Source organism: Candidatus Pantoea multigeneris, from assembly GCF_011752615.1.
In the GTDB taxonomy this organism is placed as follows: domain Bacteria; phylum Pseudomonadota; class Gammaproteobacteria; order Enterobacterales; family Enterobacteriaceae; genus Pantoea; species Pantoea multigeneris.
Genome location: NZ_VWXF01000002.1, coordinates 1 through 25,283, shown reverse-complemented (window position 1 = coordinate 25,283; position 25,283 = coordinate 1). Strand labels below are relative to the sequence as shown.

Sequence of the window (25,283 nt, the reverse complement as noted above, 5' to 3'; positions counted from 1 at the left end):
ATGTTGAACATACTCTGGAGTTTTGCGGCCTTTATCATTGCACTGGGCGTGTTGATCACCGTGCATGAGTTTGGTCATTTTTGGGTGGCACGTCGCTGTGGGATTCGTGTTGAACGCTTTTCGATTGGGTTCGGCAAAGCGTTATGGCAGCGCCGTGACAAGCAAGGCACCGAGTATGTTATTGCCCTGATTCCTCTTGGCGGCTACGTCAAAATGCTTGATGAACGCGTCGAAAGCGTTCCGGCAGAGCTGCGTCATCAAGCCTTCAACAATAAACCTGTCTGGCAGCGCGCTTCTGTGATTGCGGCGGGCCCCATCGCTAATTTCATTTTTGCTATTTTTGCCTATTGGGTGGTGTTCATCCACGGTGTGCCGGGTGTTCGCCCGGTTATTGCTGAAATTAGCGGCGGATCTATCGCGGCGGAAGCGCAAATTACGTCCGGGATGGAACTTAAAGCCGTAGATGGTATCGAAACGCCTGATTGGGATGCAGTGCGAATGGCGCTGATTGGTAAAATCGGTGACACTTCGACCACAGTTACGGTGGCGCAGTTTGGTGAAAGCGCAACCCAGCAAAAGACACTGGATCTCCGTCACTGGCAGTTTGAGCCAGATAAGCAGGACCCCGTAACGTCAATGGGCATGCGTCCTCGTGGCCCGCAAATTGAAACTACACTGGCGGAAGTGCAAGCTAACTCACCTGCCAGTAAAGCCGGTTTGCAAGCGGGCGACAGGATCGTTAAAGTCGATGGTCAGTCTTTAACGCAGTGGCAGGATTTTGTTACTCAGGTGCGTGACAGCGCCGGTAAGAACATGGCGCTGGAGGTGGATCGTAAAGGGGAGTCGTTGCAGCTAACGATGACGCCAGAAGCGAACGCCAAAGCACATAACACAGGTTTTGCTGGGGTAATCCCTCGGGTGATTCCTCTGCCAGAAGAGTACAAAACGGTCAGGCAGTATGGCGCGTTCTCCGCTATTGGCGAAGCAACGGCGAAAACCTGGCAACTGATGAAGTTGACAGTCACCATGCTGGGCAAGTTAATCACAGGCGATGTAAAGCTGAACAACCTGAGTGGGCCAATTTCGATTGCGCAAGGTGCCGGGATGTCAGCAGAGTATGGGTTGATTTATTACCTGATGTTCCTGGCGTTGATTAGCGTCAATCTGGGCATCATCAACCTGTTCCCATTGCCGGTATTAGATGGTGGGCACTTACTGTTCCTGGCGATCGAAAAGATCAAAGGCGGACCGGTGTCCGAACGAGTTCAGGACTTCAGTTATCGCATTGGTTCGGTTTTACTGGTGCTGTTAATGGGGCTTGCACTTTTCAATGATTTCTCACGTCTGTAACAGCGGGAAAGCGGACAGACGCGGGATGTGTTAGGAAAACGCATAATAACGATGGCGATGAAAAAGTTGCTCATAGCGTCGCTGCTGTTTAGCAGCGCCACCGTTTACGGTGCAGACAATTTCGTGGTGAAAGACATTCATTTCGAAGGCTTGCAGCGAGTCGCCGTCGGCGCGGCTCTGCTGAGTATGCCAGTTCGCGTAGGGGACACGGTGAGCGATGATGACATCCGCAACACCATCCGTTCTCTGTTTGCGACCGGCAACTTTGAAGATGTACAGGTCTTACGCGACGGAACTACCCTGATCGTCGAGGTCAAGGAACGCCCCACCATTGCCAGCATTACCTTTAGCGGTAACAAAGCCATTAAAGAGGATCAGCTTAAGCAGAACCTCGAAGCTTCTGGTGTCCGTGTAGGTGAAGCTCTGGATCGCACCACGCTCTCTTCCATTGAGAAAGGGCTGGAGGATTTCTACTACAGCGTCGGTAAATATACCGCAAGCGTCAAAGCGATTGTGACACCGCTGCCGCGTAACCGTGTAGATCTGAAATTCGTCTTCCAGGAAGGTGTGTCTGCCAAGATTCAGCAGATCAACATTGTGGGCAACAAAGCGTTCAACTCTGATGAGCTGATTTCACGCTTCCAGCTGCGCGATGAAGTGCCATGGTGGAACCTGGTTGGCGATCGCAAATATCAGAAGCAGAAACTGGCTGGGGATCTCGAAACCCTGCGCAGCTTCTACCTCGATCGCGGTTATGCCCGCTTCAATATCGATTCGACGCAGGTCAGCCTGACGCCGGATAAAAAAGGCATTTATATCACGGTAAACATCACCGAAGGCGATCAGTACAAGATTGCCGGTGTGATTGTGAACGGTGATATGGCGGGTCACTCCGCTGAAATCGAACATCTGACGCACATTCCAAACGGTGAGCTGTACAACGGCACCAAAGTGACGCAGATGGAAGATGACATCAAAAAACTGCTTGGCCGTTATGGTTACGCCTATCCACGCGTGCAGACGCAGCCTGAAATCAATGACGCAGATAAAACAGTAAAACTGCATATCAGCGTTGATGCAGGTAATCGTTACTACGTGCGTAAAGTACGTTTCGAAGGTAACGACACCTCAAAAGATGCAGTGCTGCGCCGTGAAATGCGCCAGATGGAAGGGGCATGGCTGGGGAGCGACCTGGTTGATCAGGGTAAAGAGCGCCTCAACCGTACCGGTTACTTTGAAACCGTTGATACTGATACGCAGCGCGTACCAGGTACGACGGATCAGGTTGATGTTGTCTACAAAGTTAAAGAGCGCAACACCGGTACGTTCAACTTCGGCGTGGGCTACGGCACCGAAAGTGGTGTGAGCTTCCAGGTTGGCGTGACGCAGGATAACTGGCTTGGCACCGGTAATACCGTGGGTATTAGCGGAACCAAGAACGACTACCAGACCTATGCTGAACTGTCGATGACCAACCCGTACTTCACCGTGGATGGTGTAAGTCTGGGCGGACGCCTGTTCTACAACGACTTTAAAGCTGATGATGCGGATCTCTCCGACTATACCAACAAGAGTTATGGTTTAGACGGTACGCTGGGCTTCCCAATCAATGAGAACAACTCATTGCGTGCGGGCCTTGGCTGGACGCACAACAGCCTGTCGAACATGCAGCCGCAAATTGCGATGTGGCGTTATCTCGACTCTGTAGGTCATGCGCAGGGCATCAATAGTCGTGGTACTTACACGACCGATGACTTCACGTTCAACTACGGTTGGACCTATAACACGCTGGACCGTGGTTTCTTCCCGACGGCAGGTAACCGTACCAACCTGAACGGAAAAATCACGATCCCGGGTTCAGATAACAGCTTCTATAAAGCAACGCTGGATACGCAGCAGTATGTTCCGCTTAACCGCGATCACACCTGGGTTATTCTGGGTCGTGGCCGTATTGGTTATGGCGGCGGTCTCGGCGGCAAAGAGATGCCGTTCTACGAGAACTTCTATGCGGGCGGCTCCAGCTCTGTGCGCGGCTTCCAGTCCAATACCATTGGTCCTAAAGCTGCCTACTATAATGACAGTTCGTATACCTGCTCCGGCTCGAATGCGATCTGTAAATCCGATGATGCCGTGGGCGGTAACGCGATGGCGACGGCCAGCCTTGAGCTGATTACGCCAACGCCGTTCGTCAGCGAAAAATATGCTAACTCGTTGCGTACTTCTGTATTCCTTGATGCAGGTACGGTTTGGGATACCAAATGGCAGAACACGGCAGAAACCCGTGCTGCAGGTATTCCTGACTACAGCGATCCAAACAATATTCGCGTATCCTCGGGTGTTGCATTGCAATGGATGTCTCCGCTAGGACCGTTGGTCTTCTCCTATGCGCAGCCCATTAAGAAAGTCGAGGGAGATAAATCAGAGCAGTTCCAGTTTAACATTGGTAAAACCTGGTAAAGCTCTGAGCAGGGAAGTGTAAATACCGTCTTGCATGCGTGCAGCTATACTATGCTGCCGCTGCAAACACACACGTTGAGGGTAAGGAGTTTATAGTGAAAAAGTTGTTCTGTGCCGCTGCTCTGGGTCTTGCATTCGCAGCATCTGCTGGCGTACAAGCTGCTGAAAAAATCGCTGTTGTTAACCTGGGTCAGGTTTTCCAGCAGTCTCCACAGCGTGCTACTGTTGCTCAGCAGCTGGAAAATGAGTTCAAAGGCCGTGCTTCTGACCTTCAGGCTCAGCAGAATAAAATCCAGGGTGAAATCCAGGATCTGCAGCGTAATGCTTCAACCATGAAAGCCAGCGACCGCACCAAAAAAGAGAAGCAGATTGCTTCTGAGCGCGCTGCTTTTGAACAGAAAGCGCAGGCTTTCGAACAAGACAACCAGAAGCGTCAGGGCGAAGAGCGTACCAAGCTGCTGCAAAAAATTCAGACCGCAGTTCAGTCTGTAGCGAAGAGCGGTGGATACGATCTGGTTCTGGATTCTCAGGCAGTGCTGTACTCCTCTGCTGATGCAAAAGACATTACTGCTGACGTTGTAAAACAGGTTAAATAATTAATGTCTTCGATTCGACTCGCTGAATTAGCCCAGCAGTTGGATGCAGAATTGCACGGAGATGGCGATATCGCCATCTCCGGCATTGCTTCTATGGCATCCGCAGTAACTGGCCAAATTACTTTTCTCTCTAACAGTCGCTACCGCGAGCAGCTCGCTGAGTGCCATGCCTCGGCTGTGGTGCTGACGGAAGCAGATCTGGCGTGGTGCCACACGGCTGCCCTGGTCGTTAAAAATCCTTATCTTACCTATGCTCGTATGGCGCAGCTGCTGGATACAACGCCACAGCCGGCCCAGAACATTGCACCGAGTGCGGTTATCGATCCCACTGCCAAATTGGGCAACAACGTCTCGATTGGCGCCAACGCGGTGATCGAATCCGACGTGGAACTGGGTGATAACGTCGTCATTGGTGCGGGTTGTTTTGTCGGTAAGAAAACTCGGATTGGTCGCGGTTCTCGCCTGTGGGCCAACGTGACGGTTTACCATGAGATTCAGATTGGGCAAGATTGCCTGATCCAGTCAGGCACAGTCATTGGTGCCGATGGCTTTGGTTACGCCAACGACCGTGGCAACTGGATTAAAATTCCTCAGCTAGGTGCCGTTATTATCGGCGATCGCGTCGAAATTGGCGCTTGTACCACCATTGATCGCGGTGCTCTGGATAACACTCTGATCGGCAATGGTGTTATCATAGACAACCAGTGTCAGATCGCCCACAACGTGGTGATCGGTGATAACACTGCGGTTGCTGGCGGTGTGATTATGGCCGGCAGTCTCAAAATTGGACGTTATTGCATGATTGGCGGTGCCAGCGTCATTAACGGCCATATGGAGATCTGCGACAAAGTTACCGTAACCGGTATGGGAATGGTAATGCGGCCAATCACGGAACCTGGGGTATACTCTTCGGGCATTCCGTTGCAACCCAACAAAACCTGGCGCAAAACTGCTGCGCTGGTGATGAATATCGATGAGATAAGCAAACGCTTAAAAGCCATCGAGCGTAAAGTCGGCAAAGACGACTAAGCGCCATCCCACGACTGACCGGCTTTTCATAATAATGATGCTAAGCGCGGAAGCCAGGAATATTGAGCTGATTTGCGGCCTGCGAACGATCGTTTTGATCTGTGCAGGCCGTGTTATTGATGTCATCCGCATTTTTTAGGACAGGAAGAGTATTTTGACAACTGAAACTCATACTCTGAACATTGAAGAGATTGTTGAGCTATTGCCACACCGCTACCCGTTTTTGTTGGTAGATCGCGTTCTGGAGTGGCGAGACCACGAGTACTTAAAAGCTGTTAAGAATGTTTCCGTGAACGAGCCGTTTTTCCAGGGCCACTTCCCTGGTAAACCGATTTTCCCGGGTGTACTGATTCTTGAAGCTATGGCTCAGGCCACAGGCATTCTGGCGTTTAAGAGCGTCGGCAAACTGGAACCTGGTGAACTGTACCTGTTCGCAGGTATCGATGATGCTCGCTTCAAACGCCCTGTAGTACCAGGCGACCAGATGATTATGGAAGTCACATTCGAGAAAACCCGTCGTGGCGTTACGCGCTTTAAAGGCGTTGCTACCGTTGATGGTAAAATTGTCTGTGAAGCCACCATGATGTGTGCCCGCAGCCGGGAGGCGTAATCTGTGATTGATTCAACCGCCAGCATTCATCCAAGTTCTGTCATTGAGGATGGGGCCATTATCGGGCCCAACGTGCACATCGGTCCCTTCTGTTTCATCGGGGCAAATGTGGAGATTGGTGAAGGGACATTTCTGAAATCCCATGTGGTGGTCAATGGCCATACGCGTATTGGGAAAGATAATCAGATCTTCCAGTTCGCTTCTATCGGCGAGGTGAATCAGGATCTGAAATACGTCGGCGAACCGACCCGTGTCGAAATCGGCGACCGTAACCGTATCCGTGAAAGCGTGACTATTCACCGTGGTACGGTGCAGGGCGGCAACGTCACCCGGATTGGCAGCGATAACCTGCTGATGGTTAATGCGCACATTGCACATGACTGTATTGTGGGTAACCGCTGTATTTTCGCGAATAACGCTACACTGGGCGGCCACGTTACCGTGGATGATTTCGCCATCATCGGTGGTATGACGGCAGTTCACCAGTGGTGCACCATTGGTGCTCACGTAATGGTGGGTGGTTGTTCTGGCGTTGCCCAGGACGTACCGCCGTATGTGATTGCTCAAGGCAACCACGCGACGCCATTTGGTATCAACATTGAAGGTTTGAAGCGTCGTGGTTTCAGCAAAGAAGCGCTGCACGCGATTCGTAACGCCTACAAACTGTTGTACCGCAGCGGCAGAACACTGGATGAAGTCAAACCTGAAATCGAAGAACTGGCAAAACAGCACAGCGAAGTTCAGCCGTTCTACGACTTCTTTGACCGTTCCACCCGTGGATTAATTCGCTAATCCATGTCAGTGCGTCCCCTTACGATAGCCCTGGTCGCCGGAGAAACCTCCGGCGATATTCTTGGTGCAGGTCTCATTCGTGCTATCAAAGCACGCCATCCTGAAGCACGCTTTGTCGGTGTTGCGGGCCCGCGTATGCAGGCCGAGGGCTGTGAAGCCTGGTATGAGATGGAAGAGCTAGCGGTGATGGGCATTGTTGAAGTGCTCGGTCGCTTGCCGCGGTTGATGAAAATCGGCCGTGACCTGACGCAGCGCTTCACTGCGCTGCAACCCGATGTCTTTGTCGGCATTGATGCACCCGATTTTAATCTGACGCTGGAAGGGCGTTTGAAACGTGCCGGTATCCGTACCGTGCATTACGTCAGTCCTTCGGTGTGGGCGTGGCGACAAAAGCGTGTTTTCAAAATTGGCCGCAACACGCACATGGTGTTGGCATTCCTGCCGTTTGAAAAAGCCTTTTACGATCGCTATAACGTGCCGTGCCGTTTTATCGGCCACACCATGGCAGATGCCATGCCGTTGCAACCGGATAAGCAGGCTGCACGCCAGCGTCTGTCGATTGCGCCAGATGCTCTCTGTCTTGCCTTGCTGCCGGGTAGCCGTAATGCCGAAGTAGAAATGCTCAGCGCGGACTTCCTGAAAGCCGCACAAATTCTACGCGTGCGCTATCCCCAGTTAGAGATTGTGGTCCCGCTGGTGAATGCGAAGCGCCGTGAGCAGTTTGAGCGCATCAAAGCGGAAGTGGCTCCTGAACTGCCCATGCATCTGCTGGATGGACAGGGGCGTGACGCGATGATTGCCAGCGATGCCGCTATTCTGGCATCTGGCACTGCTGCGCTGGAGTGCATGTTGGCGAAGTGTCCGATGGTGGTTGGCTATCGTATGAAGCCATTCACCTTCTGGCTGGCAAAGCGTTTGGTAAAAACGCCGTATGTCTCGCTGCCTAATCTGCTGGCGAAGCGTGAGCTGGTCAAAGAGCTGCTCCAGGACGAGTGTCAGCCGGATCTACTGGCGGCGGCGCTTGAGCCGTTGTTGCACAGCGGCCCCGATCGCGATGCACTGCTCGCAACATTTAATGAATTACATCAACAGATCCGTTGGAATGCCGATGAGCAGGCTGCGGATGCGGTGCTGGAGATAGCAAATGTCTGAGTTTATCTACCCACAGGCACGTCTGATTGCCGGCGTGGACGAAGTCGGACGCGGGCCATTAGTGGGCGCGGTAGTTACCGCAGCGGTGATCCTCGATCCGGCTAACCCGATTAAAGGCCTGGCGGACTCGAAAAAGCTGTCGGAAAAACGCCGTCTGGCGCTGTTTGATGAGATCAAAGAAAAAGCGCTGGCCTGGAGCCTTGGCCGCGCGGAACCGGAAGAGATCGATCAGATTAATATTCTGCAGGCCACCATGTTGGCGATGCAGCGCGCAGTGGCAGGTTTGTCGCTGGTGCCAGAGTATGTCCTGATTGACGGAAATCGTTGTCCGGCACTTCCGATGCCTTCGCAGGCGGTGGTAAAAGGCGACAGCCTGGTAGCAGAAATCAGTGCCGCATCGATTCTGGCGAAAGTCACACGCGATCGTGAAATGGCCGAGCTGGATTTGCTGTTCCCGCAGTACGGCTTTGCCCAGCACAAGGGCTATCCGACTGCACTGCACATGGAGCGTCTGTCGCAACATGGTGCCACTCCTCATCATCGCCGCAGCTTTGCGCCGGTACGTAATGCCCTGATTGATGCCGAAGTATTGGCAACCAGCCAGACGACTGCGCTTTAATAGCCTGCGTTTGTTTAACCGGAAACCGATATGGCCGAACCCCGTTTCATACATCTGCGTGTTCACAGTGATTATTCGATGGTCGATGGGCTGGCGAAGACCGGGCCGCTGGTAAAAAAAGCGGCCTCGCTGGGCATGCCCGCGCTGGCAATCACCGATTTCATGAACCTGTGCGGGCTGGTGCGTTTCTATGGCAGCGCGCATGATGCGGGTGTAAAGCCGATTGTCGGGGCTGATTTCCTCGTTGCCAGTGAACTGATGGGCGATGAGCTGACGCAGATCACGGTGTTAGCCATGGATAACATTGGCTACCAAAACCTGACGTTACTGATTTCTCGTGCTTATCAGCGTGGTTACGGCGTAGCTGGACCCGTGATTGACCGTGACTGGCTGGCTGAGTTAAATCCGGGCTTGCTGCTGCTGTCTGGCGGCCGCAGTGGTGATGTTGGCCGCAGTTTGCTCCGTGGCAACAGCAGTCTGGTGGCGCAGTGCGTCGAGTTTTACCAACAGCACTTTGCCGATCGCTATTATCTGGAGCTGGTACGTACGGGCCGTGCCGATGAAGAAGCGTATCTCCATGCGGCTGTCGAACTGGCTATGGCAGAATCACTGCCGGTTGTTGCCACCAATGAAGTCTGCTTCCTGAATGAAGAGGATTTCGACGCCCACGAAATTCGCGTCGCCATTCACGATGGTTATACGCTGGATGATCCTAAGCGCCCGCGTAACTACAGTGCTCAGCAATATCTGCGCAGTGTCGATGAGATGTGTGAGCTGTTCTCAGACATCCCGGAAGCCCTGGAGAACAGCGTAGAAATTGCTAAACGCTGTAACGTCACCGTCCGCCTGGGCGAATATTTTCTGCCACAATTCCCGACCGGTGAAATGACCACGGAAGATTTCCTTGTCATGAAATCGCGCGAAGGCCTGGAAGAGCGACTGGAGTTCCTGTTCCCGGATGACGCCGTACGTGCGGAACGTCGCCCGGAATATGATGAGCGCCTTGACGTTGAGCTGACGGTTATCAACAACATGGGCTTCCCAGGCTACTTCCTGATCGTGATGGAGTTCATCCAGTGGTCGAAGGATAACGGGATTCCGGTTGGCCCTGGCCGTGGTTCCGGTGCCGGTTCTCTGGTGGCGTATGCGCTAAAAATTACCGACCTCGATCCGCTGGAGTTTGACCTGCTGTTCGAACGCTTCCTTAACCCGGAACGTGTCTCGATGCCCGACTTTGACGTCGACTTCTGCATGGAAAAACGCGATCTGGTGATCGATCACGTCGCAGAAATGTATGGTCGCGATGCGGTATCGCAGATCATCACTTTTGGTACCATGGCGGCGAAAGCGGTTATTCGTGATGTGGGCCGTGTCCTCGGCCATCCGTACGGATTTGTCGATCGTATTTCTAAGCTGGTACCGCCCGATCCGGGCATGACGCTGGAAAAAGCCTTTGCCGCTGAACCTCAACTGCCAGAAATTTATGAGGCGGATGAAGAGGTTAAAGCGCTGATTGATATGGCGCGTAAGCTGGAAGGTGTCACGCGTAATGCCGGTAAGCACGCGGGTGGGGTAGTGATCTCTCCCACCAAAATTACCGATTTTGCGCCATTGTATTGCGATGAGTTGGGTAATCATCCGGTCACGCAGTTCGATAAAAATGACGTTGAATATGCCGGGTTGGTGAAGTTTGACTTCCTCGGCCTGCGCACGCTGACCATTATCGACTGGGCACTGAAAATGATTAATGCTCGCCGTGAAAAGAACGGTGAAGCACCCATCGATATTGCAGCCATTCCGCTGGAAGATAAGAAAAGTTTCGATATGCTGCAGCGCGCGGAAACCACTGCGGTGTTCCAGCTTGAATCGCGCGGCATGAAAGATCTGATCAAACGTCTGAAGCCTGACTGCTTCGAAGATATGATCGCACTGGTAGCGCTGTTCCGTCCGGGTCCATTGCAATCCGGCATGGTAGATAACTTTATTGACCGTAAGCACGGCCGTGAAGCGATCTCTTATCCTGATATCCAGTGGCAGCATGAAGTGCTGAAGCCGGTTCTGGAACCGACTTACGGCATCATCCTCTACCAGGAACAGGTCATGCAGATCGCTCAGGAGCTTTCTGGTTACACGCTGGGCGGCGCGGATATGCTGCGCCGTGCAATGGGTAAAAAGAAACCCGAGGAGATGGCGAAGCAGCGCTCGGTGTTTGAAGAGGGTGCAGTGAAGATGGGCGTCAGTGGTGAGCTGGCGATGAAAATCTTCGATCTGGTAGAGAAATTTGCCGGATACGGCTTTAACAAGTCGCACTCAGCGGCGTATGCGTTAGTCTCCTATCAGACGTTATGGTTGAAAGCGCACTACCCGGCGGAGTTCATGGCTGCGGTTATGACGGCGGATATGGACAACACGGAAAAAGTTGTCGGGCTGGTGGATGAGTGCTGGCGTATGGGGCTGAAGTTATTGCCACCGGATATCAACTCCGGGCAATATCAGTTCCACGTCAATGATGACGGCGAAATTGTTTACGGTATCGGCGCCATTAAAGGCGTTGGTGAGGGGCCGATCGAAGCCATTATTGAAGCGCGTAATCAGGGCGGTTATTTCCGCGAGCTCTTCGACCTTTGCGCCCGTACGGATACCAAAAAAATTAACCGCCGCGTGATGGAAAAACTGATTATGTCCGGGGCCTTCGATCGCCTTGGACCACATCGGGCGGCGTTAATGAGTTCCCTCAATGAGGCACTCAAGGCAGCGGATCAGCACGCCAAAGCCGAGGCTATCGGCCAGGCGGATATGTTTGGCGTGTTGGCTGAGGCACCGGAGCAGGTGGAGCAATCCTATGCCAGTGTGGCACCGTGGCCGGAACAGGTACAGTTGGATGGTGAGCGTGAAACCCTCGGGTTATACCTGACGGGGCATCCCATCACCCAGTACCTGAAAGAAATTGAACGTTATGTTGGAGGTATGCGCCTCAAGGACATGCATCCGACTGAACGTGGTAAAATTACCGTAGCGGCGGGCCTGGTGGTTGCCGCACGTGTGATGGTCACCAAACGCGGCAACCGAATTGGCATCTGCACCCTTGACGATCGCTCTGGTCGTCTGGAAGTGATGCTGTTTACCGATGCGTTGGATAAATACCAGCAGTTGCTGGAACAGGACCGAATCCTGATCGTTAGCGGACAGGTCAGCTTTGATGATTTCAGCGGCGGGCTTAAAATGACCGCTCGTGAAGTTATGGACATCGACGAAGCGCGTGAAAAATATGCGCGCGGACTTGCTATCTCGCTGACGGACAGGCAAATTGATGACCAGCTTTTAAACCGTCTCCGTCAGTCTCTTGAGCCTCACCGTTCAGGGACTATCCCGGTGCATCTCTATTACCAGAGAGCAGATGCGCGGGCGAAACTACGCTTCGGTGCGGCGTGGCGTATTTCGCCTAGCGATCGTCTACTTAACGATTTAAGGTCGTTGGTAGGGTTGGAGCAGGTGGAACTGGAGTTTGACTAAAACAGGAACATTATGAGTCTTAATTACCTGGATTTTGAACAGCCGATCGCCGAGCTGGAAGCGAAAATTGATTCGCTGACCTCGATTGGTCGTCAGGATGATCAGCACGTAAACCTGGATGATGAAGTTCAGCGCCTGCGTGAGAAAAGCCTGGAGCTGACACGTAAAATCTTCGCCGATTTGGGCGCATGGCAGATAGCCCAACTGGCGCGTCATCCTCTGCGTCCTTACACGCTGGATTATGTCCGCAACGCGTTTGACGATTTTGACGAACTGGCGGGTGACCGTGCGTTCGCCGACGACAAAGCGATCGTAGGTGGTATTGCACGCCTTGATGGCCGTCCAGTGATGATCATTGGTCACCAGAAGGGTCGTGAAACCAAAGAGAAAATTCGCCGCAATTTCGGTATGCCAGCACCTGAAGGCTATCGTAAAGCGCTGCGCCTGATGGAGATGGCAGAACGCTTCAAAATGCCAATTATCACCTTCATCGATACACCGGGTGCATATCCTGGCGTAGGTGCAGAAGAGCGTGGGCAGTCTGAAGCTATTGCCCGCAATCTGCGTGAAATGTCAGGTCTGACTGTACCCGTCATCTGTACCGTTATCGGTGAAGGTGGTTCTGGTGGTGCACTGGCCATTGGCGTTGGCGATAAAGTTAACATGCTGCAGTTCAGCACCTACTCGGTGATTTCACCGGAAGGCTGTGCCTCAATTCTGTGGAAAAGCGCGGATAAAGCTCCGCTGGCCGCAGAGGCGATGGGCATCACGGCCAACCGTCTGAAAGAGCTGAAGCTGATCGATTCCGTTATTCCAGAACCCCTGGGCGGCGCACATCGCCATCCTGTGGATATGGCTGTGAATCTGAAACAGCAGCTGCTGGCCGATCTGGCTGAGTTGGATAAACTGAGCACAGAAGAGCTGCTGGATCGTCGTTATCAGCGTCTGATGAGCTACGGTTACGCCTGATTCCTTTTTCAGACAGTGAAAGAGCGGGCTGATGCCCGCTTTTTTTATGTCCGCATTTCTGTATCAGATTCGCTATGCTTGTCCGGTAAGCCATAAACGGAGGAAGCAGGCATTGAATATTCTGGCGATCATGGGCGCGCATGGCGTGTTTTACAAAGACGAGCCGCTGCGTGAACTGGGCGCAGCGCTGGAAGTGCAAGGCTTTCAGCTGATCTACCCGAAAAACAGCGACGACTTACTCAAACTGATTGAGCATAACCCGCGTATTTGCGGCGTGATATTTGACTGGGATGCGCACGACAGCCTGCTTTTATGCAGTGCCGTCAACGAACTCAACGAACACCTGCCACTGTATGCCTTTATCAACACCCATTCACAAATGGATGTCAGCCTGAATGAAATGCGCATGGCGCTGCATTTCTTTGAGTATGCGCTGAACGCAGCCGACGATATTGCGCTGCATATCCGTCAGTACACGGACGATTACCTCGACCACATTACCCCTCCTTTGACCAAAGCGTTGTTTACCTATGTGAAAGAGGGGAAATATACCTTCTGCACGCCAGGCCATATGGGCGGCACGGCATTCCAAAAAAGCCCGGTCGGCTGCCTGTTCTACGACTTCTTTGGCGCGAATACGCTGAAAGCAGATATCTCAATCTCAGTGACTGAACTGGGTTCACTGCTGGACCACACCGGCCCACATCTGGAGGCAGAAGAGTATGTTGCTCGTACCTTTGGTGCTGAGCAGAGCTATATGGTGACCAACGGCACTTCAACGGCAAATAAGATCGTCGGGATGTATGCCGCAGCGGCGGGCAGCACAGTCCTGATTGACCGGAACTGCCATAAGTCACTGACGCATTTACTGATGATGAGTGACATCACGCCGCTGTGGCTTAAGCCGACACGTAATGCGCTGGGCATTTTAGGCGGCATTCCAAAATACGAATTTACCCGTGACAGCATCGCGCAAAAAATCGCGACGACGGCCGGTGCTGGCTGGCCTGTACACGCCGTGATTACTAACTCCACTTACGATGGCCTGCTCTACAACACGCAGTACATCAAAGAGACGCTGGATGTCCCGTCGATCCATTTCGACTCCGCATGGGTGCCTTACACCCGCTTCCACCCGATCTATGAAGGCAAAAGCGGCATGAGTGGCGATCGCGTTCCTGGCAAGGTGATCTACGAAACACAATCCACTCACAAGCTGTTGGCCGCACTGTCGCAGGCTTCGATGATCCACATTAAAGGGGACTACGATGAGCAGACCTTTAACGAAGCCTACATGATGCACACCACCACATCGCCTAACTATGCGATTGTGGCCTCCATTGAAACGGCGGCGGCGATGTTGCGCGGGAATCCGGGTAAGCGGCTGATTAACCGTTCGGTGGAACGTGCGCTGCATTTCCGTCGTGAGATTCAACGTCTGCGTGAGGAGTCTGACAGTTGGTTCTTTGATATCTGGCAGCCGGAAAAGGTTGATCAAGCGGAGTGCTGGCCAATTCAGCCGGGTGAAGAAACGTGGCACGGCTTTACCCATGCCGATCGTGACCATATGTACCTGGATCCGATTAAGGTGACGATTCTGACGCCAGGCATGAGTGAATTGGGGGTTATGGCGGATGAGGGGATTCCGGCGGCGCTGGTCGCCAAGTACCTCGATCAGCGTGGCATCGTGGTGGAGAAAACCGGCCCGTATAATTTGCTATTCCTGTTCAGTATTGGCATTGATAAAACCCGTGCGATGAGCGTGCTGCGTGGGCTGACGGAGTTCAAACGCGGTTATGATCTCAACCTGCGCGTAAAGAATATGCTGCCGGATCTCTATGCGGAAGATCCCGATTTTTACCGCAATATGCGCATTCAGTCGCTGGCGCAGGGGATACATCAGCTGATCCGCAAACACGATCTGCCTCGGTTGATGTTGCAGGCGTTTGATGTCTTGCCGGAAATGAAAATGACGCCGCACAAGGCGTTCCAGCACCAGGTGCGTGGCAATGTGGAAACCGTGGATATTTCGCAACTGGTGGGGCGCATTTCAGCCAATATGATTCTGCCGTATCCGCCAGGTGTTCCTTTGGTGATGCCGGGGGAAATGCTCACCGAGCAGAGCCGACCGGTGCTCGATTTCCTGCTGATGCTCTGCACCATTGGTCGCCACTATCCAGGGTTTGAAACCGATATTCACGGTGCGACCCTGACCGAAGAGGGAGAGTATCAGGTGCGAGTGTTGAAGCTTTAATTTCCGGATTTTCGCCGGTTGCGGCACTGTGCCTTACCTCGTAGGGTAAGGCACACAATAACCTGTCAGGGAGAATTTATGCTGCAGTTAACCCATGTGCATCACATTGCCATCATCGCTTCTGACTATGCCCGGAGCAAAGCCTTCTATTGCGATGTGCTTGGCTTCACGTTACTGAATGAGCATTTCCGCGCTGAGCGCAACTCATGGAAGGGCGATTTAGGTTTGCAAGGCGAGTACATTATTGAATTGTTCTCTTTTCCCAATCCTCCCGCTCGCGTGAGCCAACCTGAAGCCTGTGGCTTACGCCATCTGGCGTTTAGTGTGCCCGACGTTGAGCAAGCCATGCAGCAGTTGGCAGAGAAAGGGGTGGTCTGTGAGCCGATCCGAATTGATGCGCTAACGGGTAAAGCCTGTACCTTCTTTGCCGATCCGGACGGTTTGCCGCTGGAGCTGTATCAGGCGTAAAATAGCGCCGCATTATCCTGTCGCCGTGGAATCCATTATGTTGCAAGCTGTGCCTCAAGACCTGTTTACCCCTGATGCCAAATTAGTGGTGGCGTTGAGTGGTGGGCTGGATTCCACCGTGCTACTGCACCTGATGGTGCAGTGGCGACAGCAGCATCCACAGGCTTCACTCCGTGCGTTACATGTTCATCATGGTTTGAGCGCTAATGCGGACAGTTGGGCGCAACACTGCTTATCACTGTGCCAGCAGTGGCAGATTACAGGTGAAGTGCTAAAGGTTGAGGTGGATGGTCGCGCGCAGGGCATTGAAGCTGCTGCTCGTCAGGCGCGTTATGCCGCCATGATTGCGGCACTGAATCCCGATGAAATTTTGCTGACGGCACAGCATCAGGATGACCAGTGTGAAACCCTGCTGCTGGCGCTGAAACGCGGTAGCGGCCCGGCAGGGCTGGCGGCGATGCCACAGCGTATGCTGCTGGCAGGGCACCCGTTAGTGCGACCGTTGCTGGACTGCTCGCGTCAACAGCTGGAAGCCTATGCGGAACAGTGGCAACTGTGCTGGATTGAAGATGAAAGCAACCAGGACACGCGCTATGACCGTAATTTCCTGCGTCAGTGCATCCTGCCACAGCTACAACAGCGCTGGCCGCAGTTTGCTGCAACTGTCTCTCGTTCAGCCGCGTTATGCGGTGAACAGGAACAACTGCTGGATGAGCTACTCACAGAGCAACTGGCTGCTTTAATCCAGCCCGATGGCAGCCTGGTGTTTACCTCGTTGCTGACGATGAGCGAGGCACGGCGCAACGCATTATTACGCCGCTGGGTGGCCAGCCAGGGCGGAGAAATGCCCTCGCGGGCGGCATTGTCGCGCATTACGCATGAAGTGATGCTGAGCCGTGAAGATGCGCAGCCGCGTTTGCAGCTGGGACGTTATGAAATCCGCCGTTTTCGTCAGCAACTGTGGTGGCTTCCATTACAGCCTTCTTTACGTGATGAAGTGCTGTTCTGGCCGGATCAACGCACGGCTATGGTTCTGCCATCCGGGCTGGGCTGTTTAGTCACTGGCCAGCAGCCTGAAATTCGGCGGCCAGAGTCAGATGAAGAGGTGAGCGTGCGGTTTCAGGCTCAGGGGCATTTTCATCTGCTTGGGCGATCCGGTGGGCGAGAAATGAAAAAGCTGTGGCAGGAGATGAATATTCCGCCATGGCAACGTGAGAGAGTGCCATTAATTTATTATAACCAGACGCTGATTTGTGCGCCGGGGTTGTTTGTCACGCGTGAAGGCGCGGCAAATGCGCCCTCGGGGTGGCAGGCTATCTGGAAAAAATAATAACTATTTTCCCCTCAGGGGATGTTTTCGCTGGAGAGCAATGATGAAACAGTGGTTAGCAGCCGGTTTACTGGCTGTGACGTTACCGGCTTTTGCAGCAGGTGACGCAGACGCGGGCGCGCAAAAATCAGCAACCTGTCAGGCTTGCCATGGTGCGAAGGGAAAAAGCGCACAACCCCTTTACCCGAACCTGGCGGGGCAGAATGCCGCATATCTTGATCGCGCGATATTGGCCTATCAGAAAGGTGAACGCAGTGGCGGGCAAGCGGAGGTGATGAAAGCCTTTGTTGCGGGATTAAGCGACAGCGACAGGGCTGATCTGGCGGCTTACTATGCAGGGTTAACGCCGTAGGAGGCGGATGGCAGCCAGGCTACCATCCGTAGGGAGAGGATTATTCTTCGCTGACAATAACGGTGCCTAACTCAGGATGGCTGAAGCTGGCAATGTGATCGAGGCGTAACTCGCGGATTTCACCGGAAAGCTCGATAGCGAGATACTCTACGTTTTTACGTGAGAGGATATCCTTAGCCTTCGCGCTTAACGCTTCACCATCTTTCAGTTTCAGCGCTATCGTCCAGTGTTTTGTGCAGGCGAGTTCCAGATTGTCATAATCGTCGCAGTTGATGGGTTTATAAGCTTCATTCGTCAACATAGTCGCTCACCTATAAGTTTGCAGTGCGGGTTCCCTGAAAAATGAGTTTAGCGCAGAATTTGCCGCTGGATCATCCGTTTCGCTGTACGCGCCCCAGAGATTTGGCATGGCAGATTCTGATCGCTGCCAAACCTGTCATGATGAGTCTGTGTTTGCACATGCACCTCCTCAGCAGAGTGTCATTACTCTGGTTGATTTGCGACTATATCACAGGGATATGCGAATAATCAGCCTGTCCTGGAGGGATTCGGGTGGCTAAAATCCGGGAAAGTGACAGATTTCACGCAGTTACTGAAATTTCTGCCCCGCACGCAACGTTAAGTCAGGCGTGCTGAAACCAGGGCCAAGTGGAGACAATATGTTAGTAGTATCACGTCAGGTATCACTGCCCGACCAGGAAATAGAACTGACCGCCATTCGCGCACAGGGTGCCGGTGGACAACACGTCAATAAAACCAGTACCGCCATTCATTTGCGCTTCGATATTGCCGCGTCATCGCTACCGCAGTTTTATAAAGAAAGGTTGCTGGCAGCCAGCCATCACTTAATCACACCAGACGGTATTGTGATTATTAAAGCGCAGGAGTACCGCAGCCAGGAGATGAACCGCGAAGCTGCGGTGCAACGCTTGCTGAATTTGATTCGTGAATTGACGGTGGTAGAGAAAGTGCGGCGGGCCACGCGGCCAACCAGAGCGTCAAAAGAACGCCGGTTAGAAGGGAAGGCGCAACGTAGCCAGACCAAATCGCTACGCGGCAAAGTGCGATAAAAAAAGCCCCTGCGTTGGCAGGGGCGAGATCATTACTTGTTCAGTGCGGTAGCGAGGAACTCAACCACCTGATCGCGTTTGATCATCTCTTTTTCGCTGGCGCGACGAGACTTGTACTCAATGTCGTCATTGTCGAGGTTACGATCGCCAATCACGATGGTATGCGGTACGCCAATCAGTTCCATATCAGCGAACATCACACCTGGACGCTCTTTGCGGTCATCCAGAATGACGTCAATACCACGAGCACGCAGCGCGTTATACAGCTCTTCCGCGACTTCTTTCACGCGGAAAGATTTCTGCATGTTCATCGGCAGAATCGCAACTTCAAATGGCGCTAATGCAGCAGGCCAGATGATGCCACGCTCGTCGTTGTTCTGCTCGATGGCTGCGGCAACGACACGGGTAATACCGATACCGTAGCAGCCCATGGTCATGATCTGATTACGACCTTCTTCACCCTGAACGGCGGCTTTCATCGCTTCGGAGTATTTGGTGCCAAGCTGGAAAATGTGGCCCACTTCGATGCCACGTTTGATTTGCAGCGTGCCTTTGCCATCTGGGCTTGGATCACCTTCCACCACGTTACGAATATCTTCAACGCGGGCTTCTGGTAAATCACGTGCCCAGTTGATGCCAGCGAAGTGCTGACCATCAATGTTGGCACCGGCAGAGAAGTCGCTCATTTTTGCTACGGTACGGTCAGCAATCACTGGCATGTTCAAGCCAACCGGGCCGATCGAGCCAAAGCCTGCGCCCACAGCAGCACGGATTTCCGCTTCGCCGCCCATCTCTAATGGTGCCGCGACCAGATCCAGATGTTCAGCTTTGATTTCGTTGAGTTCGTGATCGCCACGTACCAGCAGTGCCACCAGCGCATGACCGCTCTCTGCGGCACCTTTCACAATCAGGGTTTTTACCGTTTTCTCGATCGGTACCTGATGCTGTTCAACCAGCTCAGCGATGGTTTTTGCGTTTGGCGTGGCGAACTGGGTCATCGGCTGTGTCGCTGCCGGACGTTCACCAGCAGGTGCCAGCGCTTCTGCTTTTTCGATGTTGGCCGCGTAATCCGATTCGCTGGAGAAGATCACATCATCTTCACCGCTCTGTGCCAGCACCTGGAATTCATGTGAGCCGCTACCGCCAATTGAACCGGTATCCGCCTGTACGGCACGGAAATCGAGGCCCATACGGGTAAAGGCCTGGCTGTAGGCGCGGTACATCGCATCATAGGTTTCCTGCAGTGATTCCTGCGAGGTATGGAACGAGTAAGCATCTTTCATGATGAATTCACGTGAACGCATCACGCCGAAACGCGGGCGGATTTCGTCACGGAACTTGGTCTGAATCTGATAGACGTTCAACGGCAGCTGTTTGTATGAGCTCAGCTCATTACGAATCAGGTCGGTGACCACTTCTTCATGAGTTGGGCCGAGAACAAACGGGCGATCGTGACGGTCGGTAATACGCAGCAGCTCAGGGCCATACTGCTCCCAGCGGCCACTTTCCTGCCACAGATCGGCGGGTTGCACCACAGGCATGGAGATCTCAATCGCGCCGGCATTGTCCATCTCTTCGCGCACAATGTTTTCGACTTTTTTCAGTACGCGCAAGCCGGTTGGCAGCCAGGTATAAAGACCTGAGGCAAGTTTACGGATCATCCCGGCGCGCAGCATCAGCTGATGGCTGGTCACTTCGGCATCGGACGGCGTCTCTTTTAAGGTAGAGAGCAGATATTGAGTAGTACGCATTGATTAAGATTCCAGATAAACGGAAAGTCCGCACGATAAAATTTTGCTGGCGGCTAGTGTACCAGCGACCTCACGCACCCAAAAGCGGGTTTTTAACGTGGGTCCAGTGCAATCACTTCAGTGCCATAGCTATCGACACGCCAGCGGACGTTGAAATCCAGTAGCCAGACGGCATATTCCCGGCTTTCACTCTCTGCTTTGCGATAAGCGGGGCGCGGGTCCTGTGCCAGAACCTGAGCAATAAAGCGTTCAAGATGGGGATAGCGCTGCTGCTGTTGCGCCAACTGCTGCTGTGCTTCGGGGCTAAACCTGACCGCCATACTGGCTTCTGGTGCATGTTGCGCGAAGCCTGCCTGCGCATTGGGTACGGATTCGGCAAACGGCAGATAGGGTTTGATATCCACCACTGGGGTGCCATCGACCAGATCGAGGCTGCCTAACTCCAGAATCACCTGCTGCTTATCACAGCGAATGCCTTTAAGTTCCACCAGCGACATACCAATCGGATTGGGACGGAAAGTGGAACGGGTAGCAAATACCCCCATGCGCGCATTACCGCCAAGGCGTGGTGGGCGCACCGTGGGTCGCCATCCGCCTTCCATGGTTTGATGAAAGACAAACAGCACCCACAGATGACTAAAGCCTTCCAGGCCGCGAACCGCTTCCGGCTGGTTATAAGGCGGCAGCAAGTGCAACTCGCCGCCTCCATCCTGAATCAGACCCGGCTGACGCGGTACGGCAAATTTTTCTTTCCACGGTGAGTGAATGGTGCCAATCGGGGCAAAGCTAAATTCACTCATTGATCGGTAACTTGCAGCGCCGAACCCTGACATACGGCAGCGCGATAACAACCCGCTGTGGTCGTGACAATTTCGCACTTGTGCAGCAGCACCGCATTGGCTTTCAGATTAGAGGCTTTAATCTGCATACGTTTACGTGCTGTCGCAATATTCGGTGGGGAATCCTGGGTGCTGGACTGGCAATCGTCACCGGAGACTTCACCCAGATCGCGGAATGGCTTACTGACCAGATCGGTGGCATCGGTGTAGATCTTCACCGGGGCAGGGCGAGGTGCGGGTTTGCGTGCAGGCTCACTGCCGTGTTGTGTGGCAGGAGTGGCGCTGCTTATGGGGTGATATTCATGAACACACCCTGTCAGCAATAACGCTAACAAGCAGAGCGGGATAAAACGCATGGCGACTTCCTCAGTTTTTAAAAGTGCGGGTATTGAACCAAGGAGTAGGAAAAATAACAAGTGAAGGGGACACGCATATAAAAGAAAGGGCGGTAAACACCGCCCTGGGAAGAACCAGCAAAAGCAGGGGGATTACCAGCCTTTTACTGCACCGCCGTTGAAGATTTTGTTCGCGGCTTCGGCAACTTCGTCAGACTGATAGGCCTCAACGAATTTCTTCACGTTCTCTGCGTCTTTGTTATCTTCACGCGCGACGATCAGGTTCACGTAAGGTGAGTCTTTACCTTCGACAAAGATACCGTCTTTCGCTGGTGTCAGACCAATCTGGCTGGCGTAGGTGGTGTTGATAACCGCCAGGGCAATTTGCTGATCGTCCAGTGAACGTGGCAGCTGTGGCGCTTCCAGCTCAACGATTTTCAGGTGTTTAGGGTTATCAGTGATGTCCAGTGAGGTTGGCAGAAGGCCTACGCCATCTTTCAGCTTGATCAGGCCCACTTTTTCCAGCAGCAGCAGTGAACGACCGAGGTTAGTTGGATCGTTCGGGATAGCGATCTGTGCGCCGTCTTGCAGCTCATCCAGTGATTTGATTTTTTTCGAGTAACCGGCAATTGGATAAACGAAAGTGTTGCCGACTGGCACCAGTTTATAGCCACGATCTTTGATCTGCTGATCCAGGTATGGTTTGTGCTGGAAAGCATTCACATCGATATCGCCTTTGCTCAGCGCTTCGTTTGGCAGGACGTAATCGCTGAAGGTCACCAGCTCTACATCCAGACCATACTTCTCTTTAGCCACTTTCTGTGCTGCTTCAGCAACCTGCTGTTCCGCACCCACAATCACACCCACTTTAATGTGGTTTTGATCTTTTTGTTTTTGATCGCAACCTGCCAGCGCCACAACGCCAATCAGTGCACCCACAGCGGCAAACTTTTTAAAATTGAAAGACATAATTTATCCTTAAAGGAAATAAAGGCTGTTGCTTATTTGTGGGACACTGCACGCACAATGCGGTCGCCACCGAGTTGAATTAAATACACCAGAACCACCAGTAACACTAATACCGTATTCATGACTGTGGCGTTATAACCGATATAACCGTACTGATAGCCAATCTGACCCAGACCACCAGCACCTACGGCACCGCCCATGGCGGAGTAACCCACTAAGGTAATCAAGGTAATTGTAGCGGCGTTTATCAGCCCTGGCATCGCTTCTGGCAGCAGCACTTTGCGGATGATCTGCATTGGCGTTGCGCCCATTGCGCGGGAGGCCTCAATTAAACCGGTAGGCAGTTCCAGCAGGGCGTTTTCTACCATACGGGCAATAAAGGGTGCAGCACCGACAGTTAAAGGAACAATCGCTGCCTGCAGGCCAATAGATGTACCGACAATTGCGCGTGTAAATGGAATCATCCACACCAGTAAGATGATGAACGGAATCGAACGGAAGATGTTGACCGCTGCTGAGGTAAAACGATACAGCGCCTGGTTAGCCAGAATCTGGCCTGGACGGGTGACGTATAACATCACGCCGACGGGCAGACCGAGGACAAAACCGAAAAAGCCGGAGACAAACGTCATCATCAGGGTTTCCCAGATGCCGCGTCCCATTAACCACATCATCGCTTCAGACATAACCCAGCACCTCAACCTTCACATGATTTTCCTGCAACCAACTAATAGCGGCTCGCGCATCGCTATCTGACCCGCCCATTTCAGCCAGCATGATGCCGAACTTGACGCCACCAGCGTAATCCATCTGCGCACTGATAATGTTGTTGTTCACATTAAAGCGGCGTGCAGCTTCAGACAGCAAAGGGGCATCAACGGATTTACCCGTGAATTCCAGACGTAATAAAGGAACGCTGCCCGGCTTCGCTTCCTGGCTCATGCGCTGCTGGTAATCCTCCGGGATATCCAGATGCAGGGTTGCCTGAATGAATTGCTGGGCCAGTGGGGTTTTCGGATGGGAAAACACTTCACTTACGCTATCTTGCTCAATCAGTTCACCGTTGCTGATCACCGCAACCTGATCGCAGATGCGCTTCACTACATCCATCTCGTGAGTAATAAGAAGGATTGTCAGACCAAGGCGACGGTTAATGTCTTTCAGTAGTTCAAGGATAGAACGGGTGGTTGCCGGGTCCAGTGCGCTGGTGGCTTCATCACACAGCAGGACTTTGGGATCGCTGGCCAATGCACGCGCAATGGCTACGCGCTGCTTCTGCCCACCGGAGAGGTTAGCTGGCCATGCATCATGTTTATCTGCCAGACCTACCAGCTCCAGCAACTCAGTGACACGACGCTTGATAGCCTCTTTGGAGTTATTGCCCAGCTCCAGCGGCAGCGCGACGTTGCCGAATACGGTACGTGACGTCATCAGGTTGAAGTGCTGGAAAATCATGCCAATCTGGCGGCGTGACTGTGTTAACTGACGTTCATTGAGGGCGGTCAGGTCTGTGCCATCAACCAGAACGCGTCCGGATGTTGGGCGCTCAAGCAGATTCACGCAGCGAATCAAGGTACTTTTACCTGCACCGGAAGCGCCGATGACGCCGAATATCTGTCCGGCGGGGACATGCAGGCTAACGTTAGATAGCGCTTGAATAGTGCGTGAACCTTGCTGGAACACTTTGCTGATATTTTCGAGTTTTATCATTACGTTATTTTTTTTCGTGTGATTTTAGCCGTGGATGGTGCTGCTAAAGCCGGGTTCCGGCGATAGTATGTGATGGATGTTAAGGCATCCAGACGTCCAAATCAATCTTGGCTGCTTAAACTGTGATTCTCTCATCCTACGCAATCATGCGATAATGCGTGCCTATTTTGCAGCAGGAGTTACTACGTGGCGAACAACGTCAAAGCTATTTTTCTTGATCGTGATGGCACGCTAAATGTCGATCATGGTTATGTTAGTCAGATCGACGATTTCCAGTTTATCGACGGTACTATAGAAGCACTACAGGAACTGAAAAAAATGGGCTATGCGCTGGTGCTGGTGACTAACCAGTCCGGTATTGCGCGTGGCATGTTTACAGAAGACCAGTTCATGTACCTGACAGAATGGATGGACTGGTCACTGGCCGACCGTGATGTTGATCTCGATGGCATCTACTTTTGCCCACACCATCCTGAAGCAGTAATAGAAGAGTATCGCCAGGTCTGTGACTGCCGTAAGCCACAGCCGGGTATGTTCCTTACTGCACAGCAGCATCTGAACATCGATATGGCGGCTTCTTATATGGTAGGCGATAAAGTTGAAGATATGCTGGCTGCGCAGGCAGCGGGTGTAGGAATGAAAGTTTTAGTCCGCAGCGGCAAACCCGTGACGGAAGAGGGCGAAAAAGCAGCGGATTGGGTGTTAAATAGCCTGGCAGACCTGCCTGAGCGCATTAAAAAGGGTTAAAACAGGCGGGTTAGCTCAAAATTGCAGCGAACGAGAAAAAAGTTGCAATTAGCCCTTGTCAGACTGAATAAACTCCCTATAATGCGCCACCACTGAGACGGCAAAGCGGAAACGCAAACGACTCAGCAGGGAGTGAAGTGATTCATCCCGCCAGAGAAAAATACTGAAAAAAGTGTTTGACTCTGAAGGAGGAAAGCGTAATATACGCCACCTCGCAACAGCAAGCTAACGCGCTGATTGCACTGCTCTTTAACAATTTATCAGACAATCTGTGTGGGCACTCGCAGGATTGATATCAACGTCTCCGGACGTAAAAAATATCAAGTCTCACGAGTGAACACATAATGAAATTCATTATGACGTTTTACAGA

23 protein-coding genes are annotated in these 25,283 nt (G+C 52.7%); 16 read left to right on the top strand and 7 right to left on the bottom strand.

All coding sequences use genetic code 11. The features are described from left to right. From rseP to F3J40_RS05725, 14 genes are all read left to right on the top strand, one after another. Entirely contained in the window at positions 1-1,350 is a 1,350-nt protein-coding gene (gene rseP, locus F3J40_RS05790) for a sigma E protease regulator RseP (protein WP_167012956.1), read from the top strand. A gap of 51 nt (positions 1,351-1,401) precedes the next feature. Beyond that, positions 1,402-3,807 carry an outer membrane protein assembly factor BamA gene (gene bamA / locus F3J40_RS05785; protein ID WP_167012955.1) on the top strand — a complete coding sequence of 802 codons (2,406 nt, stop codon included), beginning with the start codon at positions 1,402-1,404 and terminating at the stop codon, positions 3,805-3,807. A 95-nt stretch (positions 3,808-3,902) separates the two neighbouring features. Then, complete coding sequence (locus F3J40_RS05780; protein WP_167012954.1) at positions 3,903-4,403, top strand: OmpH family outer membrane protein; 501 nt, start codon at positions 3,903-3,905, stop codon at positions 4,401-4,403. 3 nt (positions 4,404-4,406) lie between these two features. Then, complete coding sequence (gene lpxD / locus F3J40_RS05775) at positions 4,407-5,432, top strand: UDP-3-O-(3-hydroxymyristoyl)glucosamine N-acyltransferase (RefSeq protein WP_167012953.1); 1,026 nt, start codon at positions 4,407-4,409, stop codon at positions 5,430-5,432. Between the two features lie 154 nt (positions 5,433-5,586). Beyond that, positions 5,587-6,042, top strand: coding sequence for a 3-hydroxyacyl-ACP dehydratase FabZ (fabZ, locus tag F3J40_RS05770; RefSeq protein WP_017348531.1), 456 nt, complete (start codon positions 5,587-5,589; stop codon positions 6,040-6,042). A gap of 3 nt (positions 6,043-6,045) precedes the next feature. Then, entirely contained in the window at positions 6,046-6,834 is a 789-nt protein-coding gene (gene lpxA, locus F3J40_RS05765; RefSeq protein WP_017348532.1) for an acyl-ACP--UDP-N-acetylglucosamine O-acyltransferase, read from the top strand. Between the two features lie 3 nt (positions 6,835-6,837). Next, entirely contained in the window at positions 6,838-7,986 is a 1,149-nt protein-coding gene (gene lpxB, locus F3J40_RS05760) for a lipid-A-disaccharide synthase (RefSeq protein WP_167012952.1), read from the top strand. Next, positions 7,979-8,605, top strand: a complete 627-nt coding sequence (rnhB, locus tag F3J40_RS05755) for a ribonuclease HII (RefSeq protein ID WP_017348534.1) — start codon at positions 7,979-7,981, stop codon at positions 8,603-8,605. Before lpxB ends, rnhB begins: the two co-directional genes overlap by 8 nt. Before the next feature lie 30 nt (positions 8,606-8,635). After that, positions 8,636-12,118 carry a DNA polymerase III subunit alpha gene (gene dnaE, locus F3J40_RS05750; protein WP_167012951.1) on the top strand — a complete coding sequence of 1,161 codons (3,483 nt, stop codon included), beginning with the start codon at positions 8,636-8,638 and terminating at the stop codon, positions 12,116-12,118. Positions 12,119-12,130: 12 nt separating this feature from the next. Beyond that, positions 12,131-13,087 (top strand): acetyl-CoA carboxylase carboxyl transferase subunit alpha, encoded by a 957-nt coding sequence (gene accA, locus F3J40_RS05745; protein WP_017348536.1) that lies wholly within the window; start codon positions 12,131-12,133, stop codon positions 13,085-13,087. Between the two features lie 112 nt (positions 13,088-13,199). Beyond that, a complete protein-coding gene (locus F3J40_RS05740; protein WP_167013791.1) occupies positions 13,200-15,341 on the top strand; it encodes a lysine decarboxylase LdcC in 2,142 nt (713 codons plus the stop codon). A 78-nt stretch (positions 15,342-15,419) separates the two neighbouring features. Then, complete coding sequence (locus tag F3J40_RS05735) at positions 15,420-15,809, top strand: VOC family protein (RefSeq protein ID WP_017348538.1); 390 nt, start codon at positions 15,420-15,422, stop codon at positions 15,807-15,809. A gap of 37 nt (positions 15,810-15,846) precedes the next feature. Continuing rightward, positions 15,847-17,139, top strand: a complete 1,293-nt coding sequence (gene tilS / locus F3J40_RS05730; RefSeq protein ID WP_167012950.1) for a tRNA lysidine(34) synthetase TilS — start codon at positions 15,847-15,849, stop codon at positions 17,137-17,139. A gap of 43 nt (positions 17,140-17,182) precedes the next feature. Beyond that, complete coding sequence (locus F3J40_RS05725; protein WP_167013789.1) at positions 17,183-17,491, top strand: c-type cytochrome; 309 nt, start codon at positions 17,183-17,185, stop codon at positions 17,489-17,491. 40 nt (positions 17,492-17,531) lie between these two features. Here the strand turns inward: F3J40_RS05725 and rof are convergent, their stop codons facing one another. Next, positions 17,532-17,792 (bottom strand): Rho-binding antiterminator, encoded by a 261-nt coding sequence (gene rof / locus F3J40_RS05720; protein ID WP_167012949.1) that lies wholly within the window; start codon positions 17,790-17,792, stop codon positions 17,532-17,534. 358 nt (positions 17,793-18,150) lie between these two features. Here rof and arfB point away from each other — a divergent pair, with 358 nt between their 5' ends. Further along, a complete protein-coding gene (arfB, locus tag F3J40_RS05715; RefSeq protein WP_017348542.1) occupies positions 18,151-18,561 on the top strand; it encodes an alternative ribosome rescue aminoacyl-tRNA hydrolase ArfB in 411 nt (136 codons plus the stop codon). 32 nt (positions 18,562-18,593) lie between these two features. On the opposite strand, the gene proS is transcribed toward arfB, so the two are convergent. The 6 genes from proS to metN all read right to left on the bottom strand — a co-directional run bounded on the left by proS (position 18,594) and on the right by metN (position 24,165). After that, entirely contained in the window at positions 18,594-20,312 is a 1,719-nt protein-coding gene (proS, locus tag F3J40_RS05710; protein ID WP_167012948.1) for a proline--tRNA ligase, read from the bottom strand. Between the two features lie 92 nt (positions 20,313-20,404). Beyond that, positions 20,405-21,112 carry a tRNA (N6-threonylcarbamoyladenosine(37)-N6)-methyltransferase TrmO gene (tsaA, locus tag F3J40_RS05705; RefSeq protein ID WP_167012947.1) on the bottom strand — a complete coding sequence of 236 codons (708 nt, stop codon included), beginning with the start codon at positions 21,110-21,112 and terminating at the stop codon, positions 20,405-20,407. Next, entirely contained in the window at positions 21,109-21,507 is a 399-nt protein-coding gene (gene rcsF, locus F3J40_RS05700; protein WP_167012946.1) for an envelope stress sensor lipoprotein RcsF, read from the bottom strand. Before rcsF ends, tsaA begins: the two co-directional genes overlap by 4 nt. A 132-nt stretch (positions 21,508-21,639) precedes the next feature. Then, positions 21,640-22,455, bottom strand: coding sequence for a MetQ/NlpA family lipoprotein (locus F3J40_RS05695; protein ID WP_167012945.1), 816 nt, complete (start codon positions 22,453-22,455; stop codon positions 21,640-21,642). 32 nt (positions 22,456-22,487) lie between these two features. Then, entirely contained in the window at positions 22,488-23,141 is a 654-nt protein-coding gene (locus F3J40_RS05690) for a methionine ABC transporter permease MetI (protein WP_167012944.1), read from the bottom strand. After that, on the bottom strand, positions 23,134-24,165 hold the full coding sequence (gene metN / locus F3J40_RS05685) for a methionine ABC transporter ATP-binding protein MetN (RefSeq protein WP_017348548.1): 1,032 nt from the start codon (positions 24,163-24,165) through the stop codon (positions 23,134-23,136). Before metN ends, F3J40_RS05690 begins: the two co-directional genes overlap by 8 nt. A 186-nt stretch (positions 24,166-24,351) precedes the next feature. On the opposite strand from metN, the gene gmhB reads away from it, so the two are divergent. After that, positions 24,352-24,912, top strand: coding sequence for a D-glycero-beta-D-manno-heptose 1,7-bisphosphate 7-phosphatase (gene gmhB / locus F3J40_RS05680; RefSeq protein WP_167012943.1), 561 nt, complete (start codon positions 24,352-24,354; stop codon positions 24,910-24,912). Positions 24,913-25,283 lie beyond the last annotated feature (371 nt).